Genomic DNA, 13,448 nt, shown 5'->3' with positions numbered 1-13,448 from the left:
GTATGATGAATGCGATCGAATAACTGCTTGGGGCGCTGTTCCATTGGTAGTATGTACAGTTGTGCATACTATAGTTGAGGTGGCTTACCAATGGAAACAGAATATGATTTTAGTCGGGGTAAACGAGGGGCGATTGACCCAACACCACCTGGAAAAACTCGGATCACAATTCGGCTAGATGACGAGGTTTTAGCATGGTTTCGCGAACAAGCTCACAGTGCAGGCGGAGGAAATTATCAAACTATGATTAACGAAGCTTTGCGCCAGCATATTCAGCAGAGTCGCGAACCTTTAGAGGAAACCTTACGCAGAGTTGTTCGTGAAGAACTTGAACGTATTGAGCGTTAAGGTGCTTGTTGAGGGCTAACACTAAAGCTATCTTAGAGGAGCATTCATGAAAGCGATTGTCTGCACGGAATACGGATCGCCGGAGGTTATGCAGCTAAAGGAGGTAGAAAAACCTACTCCCAAGGACAATGAAGTATTGATAAGAATACATGCGACAACAGTAACCTCGGCGGATTTGCGCCTACGCAAGGCTGACCCATTCGCCGTACGATTTTTCTATGGTTTCATAAAACCTAAAAAGAACGCGATCCTGGGGAGCGAGCTAGCTGGAGAAATTGAAGCGGTTGGCAAAAATGTAACGCAATTCCAAGCAGGCGATCGCGTATTTGCTGGAGCAGGAATCAGTCTTGGCGCTAATGCCGAGTACATATGCTTACCTGAAGCAGGAGCGATCGCCATCAAGCCTACTAACATGACCTATGAGGAAGCCGCCGCCATTCCTTTTGGGTCAACAACCTCACTGATTTTCCTGAGAGATAAAGGGAAGATTCAGAGCGGACAAAAAGTTCTGATCTATGGGGCTTCTGGAGCGTTAGGTACGGCTGCCGTGCAGCTTGCCAAGTACTTTAGCACAGAAGTGACTGGGGTATGTAGTACGGCAAATTTAGAATTAGTGAAATCTCTGGGAGCCGACGCGGTGATCGATCGCACTCAAGAAGATTTTACGAAAAGCGGTAAGACCTACGATATTATTTTTGACACGGTAGGCAAGAGTTCGTTTTCAGGTTGTCTGCGATCGCTCAAGCAACAAGGAATTTATCTCAGAGCTGTCCACATAAATCTGTCCCCGATACTTCGAGGACTATGGACTTCAATGACCAGCAGCAAGAAAGTCATAGGCGGGACAGCAATCGAGCGTAAAGCAGATTTAATTTTTCTCAAAGAGCTGATTGAAGCAGGGAAGATAAAATCAGTTATCGATCGGCGTTATTCATTGGAACAAACTGCCGAGGCTCACAGATATGTCGAACAAGGACGCAAGAAGGGAAGTGTAGTCATAACTGTGAAGCACGATTGCTCTTGAAGATACGCGATACAGCCCTTGTGAATTATCTATAGCAAGGTGATAATTAGTGGCGATCGCTCCCTCGTGCTATCCAAACTTATGCGGCAAGATTTTCAAGCATTAGCTGAACTGTACAAAAACGCTCTGCTCAACGACGTAATTCCTTTTTGGGAACGGCATTCAATCGACTGGGAGCAAGGCGGCTACTTTACCTGTCTCGATCGCGCGGGGAATGTTTACGATACCGACAAGTTTATTTGGTTGCAAAATCGCCAAGTCTGGATCTTTTCCATGTTGTATAACCAACTAGAAAAACGTCCAGAGTGGCTCAAAATTGCCGCAAACGGTGCAAATTTTCTAGCAAAACACGGACGAGATTCTGAAGGTAATTGGTACTTTGCTCTCGATCGCGCTGGTAATCCTCTGGTACAGCCATACAATATCTTTTCTGATTGCTTTGCGGCAATGGCATTTAGTAAGTATGCCTTAGCTTCAGGAGAAGATTGGGCAAAAGATGTTGCCTTGCAAGCTTACAACAACGTTTTACGCCGCCAGAATAACCCCAAAGGCAAATATAACAAAGCTTATCCTGGGACGCGATCGCTCAAATCGCTAGCAGTACCGATGATCTTAGCCAACTTGTCCCTAGAAATGGACTGGCTGCTACCCAGCGATCGCCTGGAGGAAATTTTAGCTGTCACCGTGCGCGAAGTTATGACCGATTTTTTAGATGGCGATCGCGGCTTAATGTATGAAAACGTGGCTCCAGATGGTTCCCATATTGACTGTTTTGATGGCAGACTCATTAACCCCGGTCATGGGATTGAAGCCATGTGGTTCATTATGGATATTGCACGTCGCCACAACGATCCGAAAACGATTAACCAAGCAGTTGACGTAATCCTCAACATTCTCAATTTTGCCTGGGATAACGAATACTGTGGCTTATACTATTTTATGGATGCTAACGGACATCCACCTCAGCAACTGGAATGGAATCAAAAACTGTGGTGGGTGCATTTAGAATCATTGGTAGCACTGGTAATGGGATATCGCCTGACGGGACGCGAAGCGTGTTGGGAGTGGTATCAAAAAATGCACGATTACACTTGGTCGCATTTTGCCGATCCTGAATATGGCGAATGGTTCGGTTACTTAGATCGCCAGGGACAAGTCTTATTAAACCTTAAAGGTGGCAAATGGAAAGGTTGCTTCCACGTTCCCAGAGCGCTCTATCTTTGTTGGCAGCAGTTTTCAGTTATCAGTGACCAGTGACTAGTGACTCCTGACCAGTGACCAGTGACTCCTGACCAGTGACCAGTTAATTCCGACTCTCGACTCTCGACTCCCCTCACAAATAACAGAGAAACTTAGTGAGTCTGGATACAGATTTTTATAGAGCGGTTTTAGTACCATAAGAAAAATTATAAGTTTAATCTAAAAAGCACAACTAAAATAGAAATGAGAGGTGGTGCGAATTAGGTTAGTGCGTGTCTGCAATATACGTACTTATTTGCCGACCTATGGAGTGTAGAAGTTTACTCAAACCTCGCGCTTGTTTTGACAAGCTAAAGCTATGCTCTACCTACGATTTTCTCTTATTGCAACTGCTATCTTGCTAGTAACAGCCGCCTTGGGTCAACCAGTTTTAGCTCAAACAGAGGTTAACTCTGGTATCAATAACATCTCAACAGTTGAAAGTTTACAGAAACGAACGCTCGCCCGAGGAAATGCAGAAATTTTAGGCACGATAGAACTAGAAACCACAACAAGGCGATCGCCTGCTCCCGCCAAACTGCCAGCCCCTAGAGCAATTCAAATCAAGCCAGTACAAAGAGATTTATTTACCCCTAGACCAGTTACACCAGCAGAAGCAGATGCAACAATTGACCGAGGGATTCAAGTCATTATCGATAACCCGTAAATGAGCGAGTCGGTAGTTTAGCGAGTAGTCAGTGGCGGTTAGGGAGGGGTGAGTAATTAGTATAAATTCTTTCCTGCCCCCTACCCGAAACCTACCTATTCGCTACTTACCTGTATACAATTTTACGGTTAAGATCTGCTGCTATCTCTAGACAAATTTACAAAATTTTGATAAGTTCCTGTTTTAGGAGTGTAAGTTAACACCTGAACAAATATAAGCTAGTAAATACAAAACCCAATTTTACTTCCACGGTGGAAAACTAGAAAAAGTCAACTATCAACAACTACAACCAGATATTTTTTACTTTAGCTGAAATTTATAGATGAAAACCGTTTTAGTTGTTGAAGACAGCCCGACCGATCGACGGTTGATAGTGGCTTTGTTGCAACAAGTTGGCTTAAATGTGGTTTGTGTTGACTCGGCAGAATCTGCTTTGCACTGGTTGTCAGCCAACCACCGACCAGATCTGATCGTATTAGATATTGTTATGCCTGGGATCAGCGGACTCGATTTATGTCGCCAACTGCGTGCTAGTCCGACATTTGAAGATATATCAATTATTTTTTGTTCCTCGAAAGATCAGGAATTCGATCGGTTTTGGGCTTTACGTCAAGGAGGAGATGCTTATATTGCTAAACCTTTTGCACCACTCGATCTAGTCCAGACAGTGTGTAGTCATCTCAGTTAGTCACCGCATTCCACTGCCTAGTTGGCTCTAATGCTCACCGAATACTTTCACATTCAGCTATCGCCGGGAATCGAACTGTTATTACCGTTGGAACAGACGGTAGGTGTAGTAACCTTAACGCTAGAGCAAATTTGCCCCATCCCTGGCGTAGCATCAACATTGTTAGGGGTAGCAAACCAGCGCGGTAAGTTGTTGTGGATACTAGATTTAAGCGGGTTGTTGGGGCTAGTTAGTTCGGTCAGAAATGCTCATGCCAAGACCAACTTAACTCTTGTCGTGCTGAACGGGAGCGCTCATGTGGCAAGAGAGCAAGATTCGCGGCAAGTCGGCTGCGTGGTGTCGCTGCTCAAGGGAATTGTCTCGCTCGATCCGCAGCAGTTTCAGCCCGTACCGGCAGAATTTCCGCCAGTTTTAAAGCTCTATGGCATTGGTGTTGCCCAGATCGAACGCCCCGTAACTGCCCTGAATGTGAATGCTATTTTTACGGCTCTATCCACCTGCGATCGCACCTCAGTACATCCATGACAGCATCTAGCAAAAGTTATCCAAATCTGCCCACGCCACAGCACATTGCGGCGCTAGCAGCAGAAGTCGAACGCGAACCAAAAGATTTGGTGAATAAAATTACGCTCGCGAATGCCTTAGAGCAGACGGGAGATGTTATCAAAGCTGCCGCATTTTACCGAGAAGCGATCGCGCAAGATCCCGATGGGATTTACGGCTCTGTGGCGCGAAAGGCGCTGGAAACTCTAGAAAGATCTGATGGGTGGCGAGAGGCAAATAGCTCGGAAACGGGCAAACCACTGTCAGAATCCAAATTAAGTTTGGGAGAGGGGCTGGAAAGCACTGTTAGCCCACAGCCACTCATGCTGAGAATGAGAGTAGCTGGCAGTAGAATTACCAACGCCTGGCAACACTTCAACTTCCGCACTAAACTCGCTATTGTTTTAATAATTAGCACCGCCCTCCCAATTGTCGTCATCACCCAAGGAATTGTCACAGTCACCCGAGACACCTTACTGCAAAAAGCCAGACAGTCGTTACAAAGGGATGGGTCGTACTTCAATGAAGACTACGTGATGTGGAGTGTGGACGAGGCACAGACAGAGGCAGATACGATCGCTCGGCTCGTCGAAACTTTGAAGATCGATTTGAACAGTCAAAGCCAAGTCAGTGCGTATCGACAGCAATTGCAAACCTACATGGAGAGTTTGAAAGTTTCTGATGAAAGCGACTCGGTAGAAAAAAACTTGAGAATTGTCACCGATGCTCGGGGTAGAACGGTAGCCCAATACATTCAAACCTTATCCCCAGTATCGTTCAACCCCTCCGCCGAACAACTTCAACTCTCACCACAATATCAGCCCGTGTCCTTGCCCTTGGGGATAAATGTGGCAGATATTCCCATCGTTCAAAATGCCTTGCGCACGGGCAAAACGCTGCAAGGCATGGAGTTATGGAAGGAAGATTTTCTCAAACGTTTGGGGCAAGACAAACAAGCAAATATCAGGTTGCAGTCGCCAGCTCAAGCAGCACAGCCTTCAACTGCGAGTCAATCCAGCATCGATGGTGGGAAAGCTGCTTTAGTGGGTGTCGTCGTCCACCCGATCGAAATCGACAATCGAGTCGTGGGTACTGTCATTGTCGCCTCAGTGGAAAACCGGAACTTTTTAAATAACGATAGTCTAAAACAACGGGTGGGCATTCCCATCTCAGCAGTCTATGCTCAAGACTGGCGAATTTCCTCTAACATTCCGGCTAGCGACGGCAAAACCCGAGATATCGGCACGCGATCTCCTCAAGCTATAGCCGCCACCGTTCTCGGTAAAGGACAAGAAGTTATTGCTAAAACAACAATTGCTGGTGCAGAATATCTGGGCATATACCTACCATTGTACGACCACCAGCAAGAACTCAATCCGACCAAAGCCAAGCCTGTAGGCATGACCTTTGTAGCTCGCCCAATGTCAGAATTAGACGAGCTGCTTGCCCAACAGCAAAAAACAGCCTATGGAATTGGAGCGGGAATGCTATTAATAGCAGCATTGATGGCAATTCCAATTGCTAGTACCTTTGCCCGCCCGCTCAGACGACTAGCAGAATTCGCTCAGGCAGTAGGTGAGGGCAAGCAGGGAGAGAGATTAGAAAATTCTCAGCGCGGCGACGAAATAGGCATTCTAGCGCGGCAATTAAATGCGATGACGGCAAACATTGAAGCGAACCTAGAGGCAATGCGCACCTCAGAAACCCGCCAGCGTCAGGAAAAAGAAAGGTTACAGCGGGGCATGATAAACTTGCTGTTAGAGACGGAAACAGTCAAACACGGCGACTTAACTGTCAGAGCTAAAGTCTCGCAGGGGGAAACAGGCGCAATTTCTGATGCATTTAATACAGTTATTGCCAGCTTGCGCGAGATAGTCTTGCAAGTTAAATCAGCCGCCGAACAGGTGCAAATTTCAGCCGTAGACAGCGAAGCTTCTGTAGAAAAACTTGCCTGTGAAGCCAACACCCAAGCCGAAACAGTGGCAGAAGCATTGACTTCGGTAGAAGAAATGGAACAGTCGATTCAAGCGATCGCCAGTTCCGCCCAAACCGCCGCCACCATCGCTCGTCAGGCACTAGATGCAGCCCAAGATAGCGATCGCACGATGGATGAAACCGTCAATAGCATGGAAACACTCCGCGCTAATGTTTGGGAGACAACGGTAAAAGCCAAACGGCTAGCGGAATCTTCCCAAGAAATTTCTAAAATCGTCAGCATTATCTCGACAATCTCTGAAAAAACCAACGTCCTCGCCTTCAACGCCGCAATCGAAGCAACGAGAGCTGGAGAAAATGGGAAAGGCTTTCGCCTCGTAGCTAACGAAGTCAGGCGCTTAGCAGAAAGAGTCACAGACGCAACTAAAGAAATTGACCGACTGGTACGAACTATCCAGCAAGGAACCAGCGATGTGCTAAAAACGATGGAAGTTAGCAACGCCTCTGTAGCAATAGGAACCCAACTGGTGACAAGAACGAAAACCAACTTGCAGGATATGGCACAGATCGGTCAAGAAATCGACCAATTGCTGCAATCAATTTCCGTGCGGACAGTTTCTCAAGCAGATAACTCCTGTATGGTCAATCAAACCATGCAAACAGTAGCAGCGATCGCCCAAACAACTTCGACCGAATCTGCTGCCGTGCTATCTACGCTACAGGAACTCCTTGAGGTCGCCCGCGAACTCCAACTTTCCGTGTCCCGATTTCGAGTAGAAGATTAACTATGGTGCTGGATGCTGCAAGCTTAGAGGCAATTACTCAAGAAATACGCACTTGTTTCCTGTACGAAGATGCCCCAGACCAATTGTCAGTCTTGGAACAGGGAATTCGCCAGTTGCAAGCAACAGATCCCGAGGTGAATTTGAGCGGGTTATACTCTACCATGCTGCGGGCAGCTCATTCCCTTAAAGGTGGAGCGGGAATCGCTCAATTTACCACCCTGAGCCGCCTATCCCATCACCTAGAAGACCTATTACAAGCCTTACAGCACGAACGGGTAGAGCAGCAGGAGTTAGCCTATGAGTTGATCTCCCTGAGCATCGAACAGATCGGTAGCTTGATTGTCACTGCGATCGGCAATCCCGAAGGAGTCGATCGCTTAGAAGCAACAACCCTACTACCTACAACAACAGCAATTGAAAATTTTTTGCAATCGCTGCCACCGAGTCCCAGAGCTGAGGCAACTGGAGAAGAATTTTTGCTTCTCAACTCCCAAACCTTCAATCCGAGCGCACCGCATCCTCCTACTGATTCCCAACTCCTGAACGATTCCCTGGCGATCGCCTCCGGCATCCGCAGTTTAAATTTAAAAATACCCGTATCGCGACTGGAGCGGATCGATAACACCATCGGCGAGTTGTTTATCAGTTACGAACGGTTGTCTTTGTACCAAGAACAGCTGCATCAGGTCGATCTAACGTTAAAACAGCGGGCTGCCCAGCTCAACCCCCTTAGCGAAGACATGCAAGCTCTTTACAACCAACTTGCTGCACTTGGTAGGAAAAGCAGGGAGCAGGGACGAGCTGGGAGCAGGGAGCAGGGGGAAGAGAGCAGAGGAGACCAGGAGCAGAGGAACTGGGGAGTAGGGGGAACTGAGGGAGAAAGAAATTTACAATCTCCACACCCTACACCCCACACCCCACAACGCCAGTCACCTCAACGGGGGACACCCCCGCACGGCGCTGGCTCCCCCACACCCCACATCCTATCTACTACTAGCCACCAGCCACTAACCACTAACCACTCCCGACTTACAACTTACGACTTACGACTTACGACTTACCAAATACCCACATCTAATTCTTTACAAGAATTGCAAGAGCTGATCGTCCAGGTGCAAGAAGCTAGGGCGGATGTGGAATTTATTTCTCTAGAAATGCGGGAAGCTTTGGTAGAGTTACGCCAGCAACTCGACGACTTACGCGGAGATTTAACCGAGTCGCGCCTAGTCAAGTTTGGCAGCTTGGCAAACCAGTTTGCCGCTGCCCAACAATCATTCAGCCAACGCTACGGCAAATCCGTTCAGTTGGCGATCGAAGGACGGGAAACCACGATCGATCGGGCGATCCTCGAACAGTTGAAAATTCCCCTATTGCATCTATTCCGCAATGCTTTCGACCACGGGATCGAATCTGCTTCAGAGCGGCAGGCAAGTGGTAAATCTCCCATAGCGCGGATGAGTCTGATTGCTGTAACTGAAGGTAATCAACTGATTATTACTCTTGCTGATGACGGGCGCGGGATTGACTTGACCGCAGTGCGACAACGAGCTGAAGTACTCGGACTGTGCGACTCAACTGCTGTACTCTCTTCAGAGCAAATTTTGGAATTTTTGTTTCGTTCTGGTTTTTCCACCTCCACCACAGTTACGACTTTATCAGGGCGCGGTTTAGGACTAGATATCGTTCGCCTGCAAGTCGAGCGCTTGCGTGGGACGATTGGCGTGGAAACTACAGCAGGGCAAGGAACTAAGTTTACCATTAGCATTCCCATGTCCTTAAATATTTTGCCGCTGCTATTGTGTAAATGCCAGCAGCAAACCTTGGCGTTTCCCGCTTCTCAGGTTAAAGAGGTTGTCGTCTTGTCGGAATACGGGACGGGATTGCAGCACGGCAGCACGATCGCTTGGCGCAATCTCCCAGCTCGACTGTACTATCTGCCACAGTTTTTACCTTACCAATGGCGGCGCGGGGCGATAACTTCGTTAAGCTTCGCTAACGCTACCGAACTAGACCAACGTTTGGGACTCGTGTTGGAGATTGAGGCAGAGACAGTCGTGCTGGCTGTAGATCAGATGTTGGGAGAGCGAGAATTAGTTCTCAAGCCTTTTGACGCTACAGTGAAAGTTCCGAATTATCTGCTCGGTTGTACGGTACTGGGTACGGGGGAAATCGTTCCCGTTCTCTCACCCGATCGGTTTCAAGAACTGCTATCTCAGTTTTCGATCGCACCAGCAACAATTCGTCAAGAAAGCAGCCGACAGGAGACATTTTCAGCTACAACTGAAGAGATTCCCAAAATTTTGATCGTAGATGACGCGATCGCATTTCGGCGAATTTTAGAGCGGATTCTCACGGCAGCAGGGTATAAAGTAGTACAGTGCCGTGATGGGCAAGAGGCTCTAGAAAAGCTCTCTTCCTCAGAGGAACGCTTCGACCTAGCCATTTCCGATCTGGAGATGCCCCGCGTAGATGGGTTATCCTTACTACGGGAAATCCGTGCTTCCTCCCAATGGCAAAAACTCCCAGTCATCGTATTGACCTCGCGGGAAAATCAGTGGCATCGGCAAACAGCGTTCGGTCTGGGTGCGACGGAGTATTTTACCAAGCCCTTTTGCACGGACGACTTACTGCAAGCGATCGCCAACCTCTTGCCAGTCACCACCCTTTAACTTGTCAATGTTTGCTGCATGATTCGGATTTTGCTGGTAGACGATCAAAAACTGATTCGCCAAGGGCTGAAAGCATTGCTAGAACTCGATCCTGAGATGGATATTATCGGCAGTGCTAGCGACGGTCAAGCGGCGGTCGAACAAGTAGACATGCTCAACCCCGATATCGCGCTGATCGATATTCAGATGCCTGGAATGGACGGAGTGACAGCAACGCGCATCATTTCCGAACGCTTTCCAGCCACAAAAACGATCGTTCTTAGCGGCTACGACGACGAGGAATACTTAGCTGAAGCGTTGCGTTCTGGAGCCAAGGGTTATCTGTTGAAAGATACCCCTGCCGAAGAACTGGTCAACGTGATTCGTGCCGTATACAAAGGATACACTCAAATTGGTCCTGGCTTACTGGAGAAAATTAGCGGAAAAATTACAGGACGGAATACCGAGCGCATCCAAGCGATGCCAATTGCCAAAACGACTGTAGCTGCGGAGACTAAGGTGCTGTCGCTATGGCAGCGTCAGGTAGAACAACAATTAGATCGTTTCGATCCTGAGTCTTTATCAGAAACGATTCACCTTGCCATCAGTCAAAATTGGGTAGAAGAATTGCTAGCTTACGTTAAGCAACAGCTGTGGGAAAAACCGCTCAATTTATCTGCCCTTTACCTAGCTGGCGTTTTATCGTCTCAGAGCCACTCACCAGACCGCAATGCAGCCCTAAGACATCTCGGTGTCGGCTTTCAAGCAGGAATTGACCAGAAATTGTCGTCTGATGATTTACTGTTATTTTACCAAGCGGGCGTAGATGTCGATCCAGCTACTGCCTTTAACTGGTTGACCCATATCAATGCTCCTTGGAACCAGAACCAAGATTTATCTTTTTTACTTACAGAAGCTTTGCGCTTATTTGGCAATAGCTCCCAACCTTATCGCACTTTATTAGTCCTAAAACAAATCAGGGATCTTCGTGCCGTCAGTGAAAACTGCAATGCTTTGAACGAGAAAATCATTGCTCTTCGTCAAAGTTTGGCGCAACTGAAGAATTTTGGATAATTTATTTAAAGTCCAAATTAAAGCCTGAGTCAAAAAAATCTTATGAAAAATAATCTAACCGAACTATTGTCTGTGGAACAAGAACTAACAGAGCTGCGCGATCGCCTCAAACAATCATTTGCTGTCTTAGATTCACTCACACAAATTCCAGCTCAATTTGCCGCTCTAGGGCAATCATACCAACAATTACAAGCAAATCTAGAACAGGTCAAAGCAAATAAAGCAGACCTCATCAACTTAGAAACAGATGTTAACTTACGTCTAGCGGCGATCGAAACTGCAATTGATGTCCGTTGGCGAGAATTTAAAGGAGAATTAACACATTTGCAAGACGAACTCGGTAGCGCGGATATTCATTTAAGTAACTATAATGCCGAACTCGCCAAGCAAGTCAGCGAATTACGGGAAGAGGTATCGAAGCGACTGAAGCATTTTTGGCAAGAATGGACGGCTGACGAGGCAACGCACGCGGCGATTAGCGAAATTGTCGATACTAAATTAAATGCAGAATTAGAAGATTTTATTCAAAAATTAGAGCAAGCTGGCTTTAGTCCCCAATATTTTGAAAAACAACAAAACCTTGAAACAGAATTGCGTCTGACGCAATCCTCTTTGCGCGACACCGAACGCCAGTTACAAATGATCCGCAACTTTACCACGATCACTGGCTTGACAGTAGCGATCGCCCTTGGCTTAACAATCGTACAATTACTGTCGCGCTGAATAGGGAGTAGGGAGTAGGGAGTAGGGAGCAGGGAAAGATAAGGGGGACAAGGGGGACAAGGGGGAACTCGGGGACCCCACGACCGAAGGGAGTGGGGATTAGGGGGCGAAGGGGGACAAGGGAGAATAACTATACATGACCAATGACCAGTGACCAGTTATCAGTGACCAGTGACCAGTGACCAGTGACCAGTGACCATAACCAATGACAAATAACAAATTGCAGCGGCGGGAGTTGCTGCTTGGTGCAGCGGCTTTGGCGGCTGGAACGATCGCGAGTCAGTGGCAGACAAAAACGGCGATCGCGAAACCGAAATTCTCCCAGTATCCGTTTAAGTTGGGCGTAGCTTCCGGCGATCCACTGCCAGAGAGTGTCGTCATTTGGACGCGCCTCGCACCCGATCCGCTTGAAGGTGGCGGGATGCCTGCCGAATCGGTTGTCGTCCAGTGGCAAGTGGCAACTGATGAAAATATGCGGCAAATCCTCCAGCAGGGAGAAGCGATCGCCACTCCAGAATTCGCCCATGCCGTCCACGTTGAGGTAGAAGGGTTGCAACCCGGACGTTGGTATTGGTATCGATTTCAAGCAGGGGATGCCGAAAGTCCAATTGGACGCACGCGCACCACTGCCGCGCTGAATGAGGCACTCGGACAACTAACTTTTGCTTTTGCTTCCTGTCAAGATTGGCAGAACGGTTATTATACGGCGCATCAAAACTTAGCCAAGGAAGATGTGGAGCTAGTCGTCTTTCTAGGGGACTACATTTATGATGGCGGCTCCCGCACCGATAGCGTGCGATCGCACCGTACTCCCGCCGCTGTTAGTCTTGCCGATTACCGCAACCGCTACGCTTTATATAAAACCGACCCCAACCTCCAAGCGGCTCATGCTGCCTTTCCGTGGATCGTGACTTGGGACGATCATGAGGTACAAAATAACTATGCAGGCGATCGCTCTAGCTTCGGCGACTCGCCATCTGCTTTTGGGCGGCGGCGGGCGGCTGCTTACCAAGCGTATTACGAGCATATGCCCTTACGACGCGATCGCGCACCCCAAGGCTCTCGGTTGCAGCTCTATCGGCGCTTTACGTTTGGTGACTTAGCTCAATTCAATATTTTAGATACGCGCCAGTACCGGACTCAGCAGCCCTGCGGCGGCGGATTTAAATCTCGCTGTCAGGAAGCTTTCGCTGCTAGTGCAACGATGATGGGACACCAGCAAGAACAATGGTTATTTCGAGGCTTAACTCGCTCCGCAGCACGGTGGAATATTCTTGCTCAACAAACCGTACTCGCTCAATTCGATGTCGATCCGCGCTCTCGTTCGGAGTTATTCAACCTCGATCAGTGGGACGGCTATGTCGAAGCGCGTCAGCGATTGCTGAAATTTCTAGCGCAACGCCAACCTGCTAACCCCATCGTGATTACAGGCGACGTGCATTCCAGTTGGGTACACGACCTCAAACTTGACTTTAAAAATCCTAATTCCCCCACCGTTGGCACTGAGTTTGTCGGCACTTCTATCTCTTCCAATTTTCCCAAGCAGTTTATTCCGACGGCGACGATCGCGATGAGCAGAAACCCCCACACCAAATTTTTTAACGGAACTTATCGGGGGTACGTTCGATGCCACTTGACACGCGATCGCCTCGTCACCAACTATCGGATCGTTTCAACCATCCGCCAACCCGAAGCCAGTGTGAGAACGCTCGCTTCATTCGTCGTGGAGAATGGGAAATTAGGGGTGAGGAGCTAGGAGTAAGTGGTACGTGAG

At 48.0% G+C, this 13,448-nt stretch carries 11 protein-coding genes; all 11 read left to right on the top strand.

What is annotated here, in order from left to right; genetic code table 11:
* Positions 1–90: 90 nt before the first annotated feature.
* The 11 genes from CHRO_RS23335 to CHRO_RS23285 all read left to right on the top strand — a co-directional run bounded on the left by CHRO_RS23335 (position 91) and on the right by CHRO_RS23285 (position 13,430).
* Positions 91–348 carry a BrnA antitoxin family protein gene (locus CHRO_RS23335; protein ID WP_015156691.1) on the top strand — a complete coding sequence of 86 codons (258 nt, stop codon included), beginning with the start codon at positions 91–93 and terminating at the stop codon, positions 346–348.
* A gap of 46 nt (positions 349–394) precedes the next feature.
* Positions 395–1,372 (top strand): NAD(P)-dependent alcohol dehydrogenase, encoded by a 978-nt coding sequence (locus CHRO_RS23330; RefSeq protein WP_015156690.1) that lies wholly within the window; start codon positions 395–397, stop codon positions 1,370–1,372.
* An 81-nt stretch (positions 1,373–1,453) separates the two neighbouring features.
* The gene (locus CHRO_RS23325) at positions 1,454–2,629 is read left to right on the top strand and encodes a n-acyl-d-glucosamine 2-epimerase (RefSeq protein ID WP_015156689.1); all 1,176 of its coding nucleotides are present in this window, start codon (positions 1,454–1,456) and stop codon (positions 2,627–2,629) included.
* A 301-nt stretch (positions 2,630–2,930) separates the two neighbouring features.
* Positions 2,931–3,278, top strand: coding sequence for a hypothetical protein (locus CHRO_RS23320; RefSeq protein ID WP_015156688.1), 348 nt, complete (start codon positions 2,931–2,933; stop codon positions 3,276–3,278).
* A gap of 322 nt (positions 3,279–3,600) precedes the next feature.
* Positions 3,601–3,966 (top strand): response regulator transcription factor, encoded by a 366-nt coding sequence (locus tag CHRO_RS23315; RefSeq protein ID WP_015156687.1) that lies wholly within the window; start codon positions 3,601–3,603, stop codon positions 3,964–3,966.
* Between the two features lie 30 nt (positions 3,967–3,996).
* Complete coding sequence (locus CHRO_RS29995; RefSeq protein ID WP_015156686.1) at positions 3,997–4,491, top strand: chemotaxis protein CheW; 495 nt, start codon at positions 3,997–3,999, stop codon at positions 4,489–4,491.
* Positions 4,488–7,229: a methyl-accepting chemotaxis protein gene (locus CHRO_RS29990; RefSeq protein WP_015156685.1), complete on the top strand. Its 2,742-nt coding sequence runs from the start codon at positions 4,488–4,490 to the stop codon at positions 7,227–7,229. The genes CHRO_RS29995 and CHRO_RS29990 overlap by 4 nt, the downstream gene beginning before the upstream one ends.
* 2 nt (positions 7,230–7,231) lie before the next feature.
* The gene (locus CHRO_RS29985) at positions 7,232–9,898 is read left to right on the top strand and encodes a hybrid sensor histidine kinase/response regulator (RefSeq protein WP_015156684.1); all 2,667 of its coding nucleotides are present in this window, start codon (positions 7,232–7,234) and stop codon (positions 9,896–9,898) included.
* An 18-nt stretch (positions 9,899–9,916) separates the two neighbouring features.
* Entirely contained in the window at positions 9,917–10,951 is a 1,035-nt protein-coding gene (locus tag CHRO_RS29980) for a response regulator (protein ID WP_015156683.1), read from the top strand.
* Positions 10,952–10,993: 42 nt separating this feature from the next.
* On the top strand, positions 10,994–11,674 hold the full coding sequence (locus CHRO_RS23290) for a hypothetical protein (protein ID WP_015156682.1): 681 nt from the start codon (positions 10,994–10,996) through the stop codon (positions 11,672–11,674).
* A 205-nt stretch (positions 11,675–11,879) separates the two neighbouring features.
* Positions 11,880–13,430: an alkaline phosphatase D family protein gene (locus tag CHRO_RS23285; RefSeq protein WP_015156681.1), complete on the top strand. Its 1,551-nt coding sequence runs from the start codon at positions 11,880–11,882 to the stop codon at positions 13,428–13,430.
* The last annotated feature ends 18 nt before the right edge of the window (positions 13,431–13,448 follow it).

The organism is Chroococcidiopsis thermalis PCC 7203 (assembly GCF_000317125.1).
Lineage (GTDB): Bacteria > Cyanobacteriota > Cyanobacteriia > Cyanobacteriales > Chroococcidiopsidaceae > Chroococcidiopsis > Chroococcidiopsis thermalis.
This window is presented reverse-complemented; position numbering and strand designations above follow the sequence as displayed.

Bases quoted from the DNA above. Each gene is read 5' to 3' on its own strand.
- CHRO_RS23335 (WP_015156691.1), top strand. From the start codon at position 91: ATGGAAACAGAATATGATTTTAGTCGGGGTAAACGAGGGGCGATTGAC.
- CHRO_RS23330 (WP_015156690.1), top strand. From the start codon at position 395: ATGAAAGCGATTGTCTGCACGGAATACGGATCGCCGGAGGTTATGCAG.
- CHRO_RS23325 (WP_015156689.1), top strand. From the start codon at position 1,454: ATGCGGCAAGATTTTCAAGCATTAGCTGAACTGTACAAAAACGCTCTG.
- CHRO_RS23320 (WP_015156688.1), top strand. From the start codon at position 2,931: ATGCTCTACCTACGATTTTCTCTTATTGCAACTGCTATCTTGCTAGTA.
- CHRO_RS23315 (WP_015156687.1), top strand. From the start codon at position 3,601: ATGAAAACCGTTTTAGTTGTTGAAGACAGCCCGACCGATCGACGGTTG.
- CHRO_RS29995 (WP_015156686.1), top strand. From the start codon at position 3,997: ATGCTCACCGAATACTTTCACATTCAGCTATCGCCGGGAATCGAACTG.
- CHRO_RS29990 (WP_015156685.1), top strand. From the start codon at position 4,488: ATGACAGCATCTAGCAAAAGTTATCCAAATCTGCCCACGCCACAGCAC.
- CHRO_RS29985 (WP_015156684.1), top strand. From the start codon at position 7,232: ATGGTGCTGGATGCTGCAAGCTTAGAGGCAATTACTCAAGAAATACGC.
- CHRO_RS29980 (WP_015156683.1), top strand. From the start codon at position 9,917: ATGATTCGGATTTTGCTGGTAGACGATCAAAAACTGATTCGCCAAGGG.
- CHRO_RS23290 (WP_015156682.1), top strand. From the start codon at position 10,994: ATGAAAAATAATCTAACCGAACTATTGTCTGTGGAACAAGAACTAACA.
- CHRO_RS23285 (WP_015156681.1), top strand. From the start codon at position 11,880: ATGACAAATAACAAATTGCAGCGGCGGGAGTTGCTGCTTGGTGCAGCG.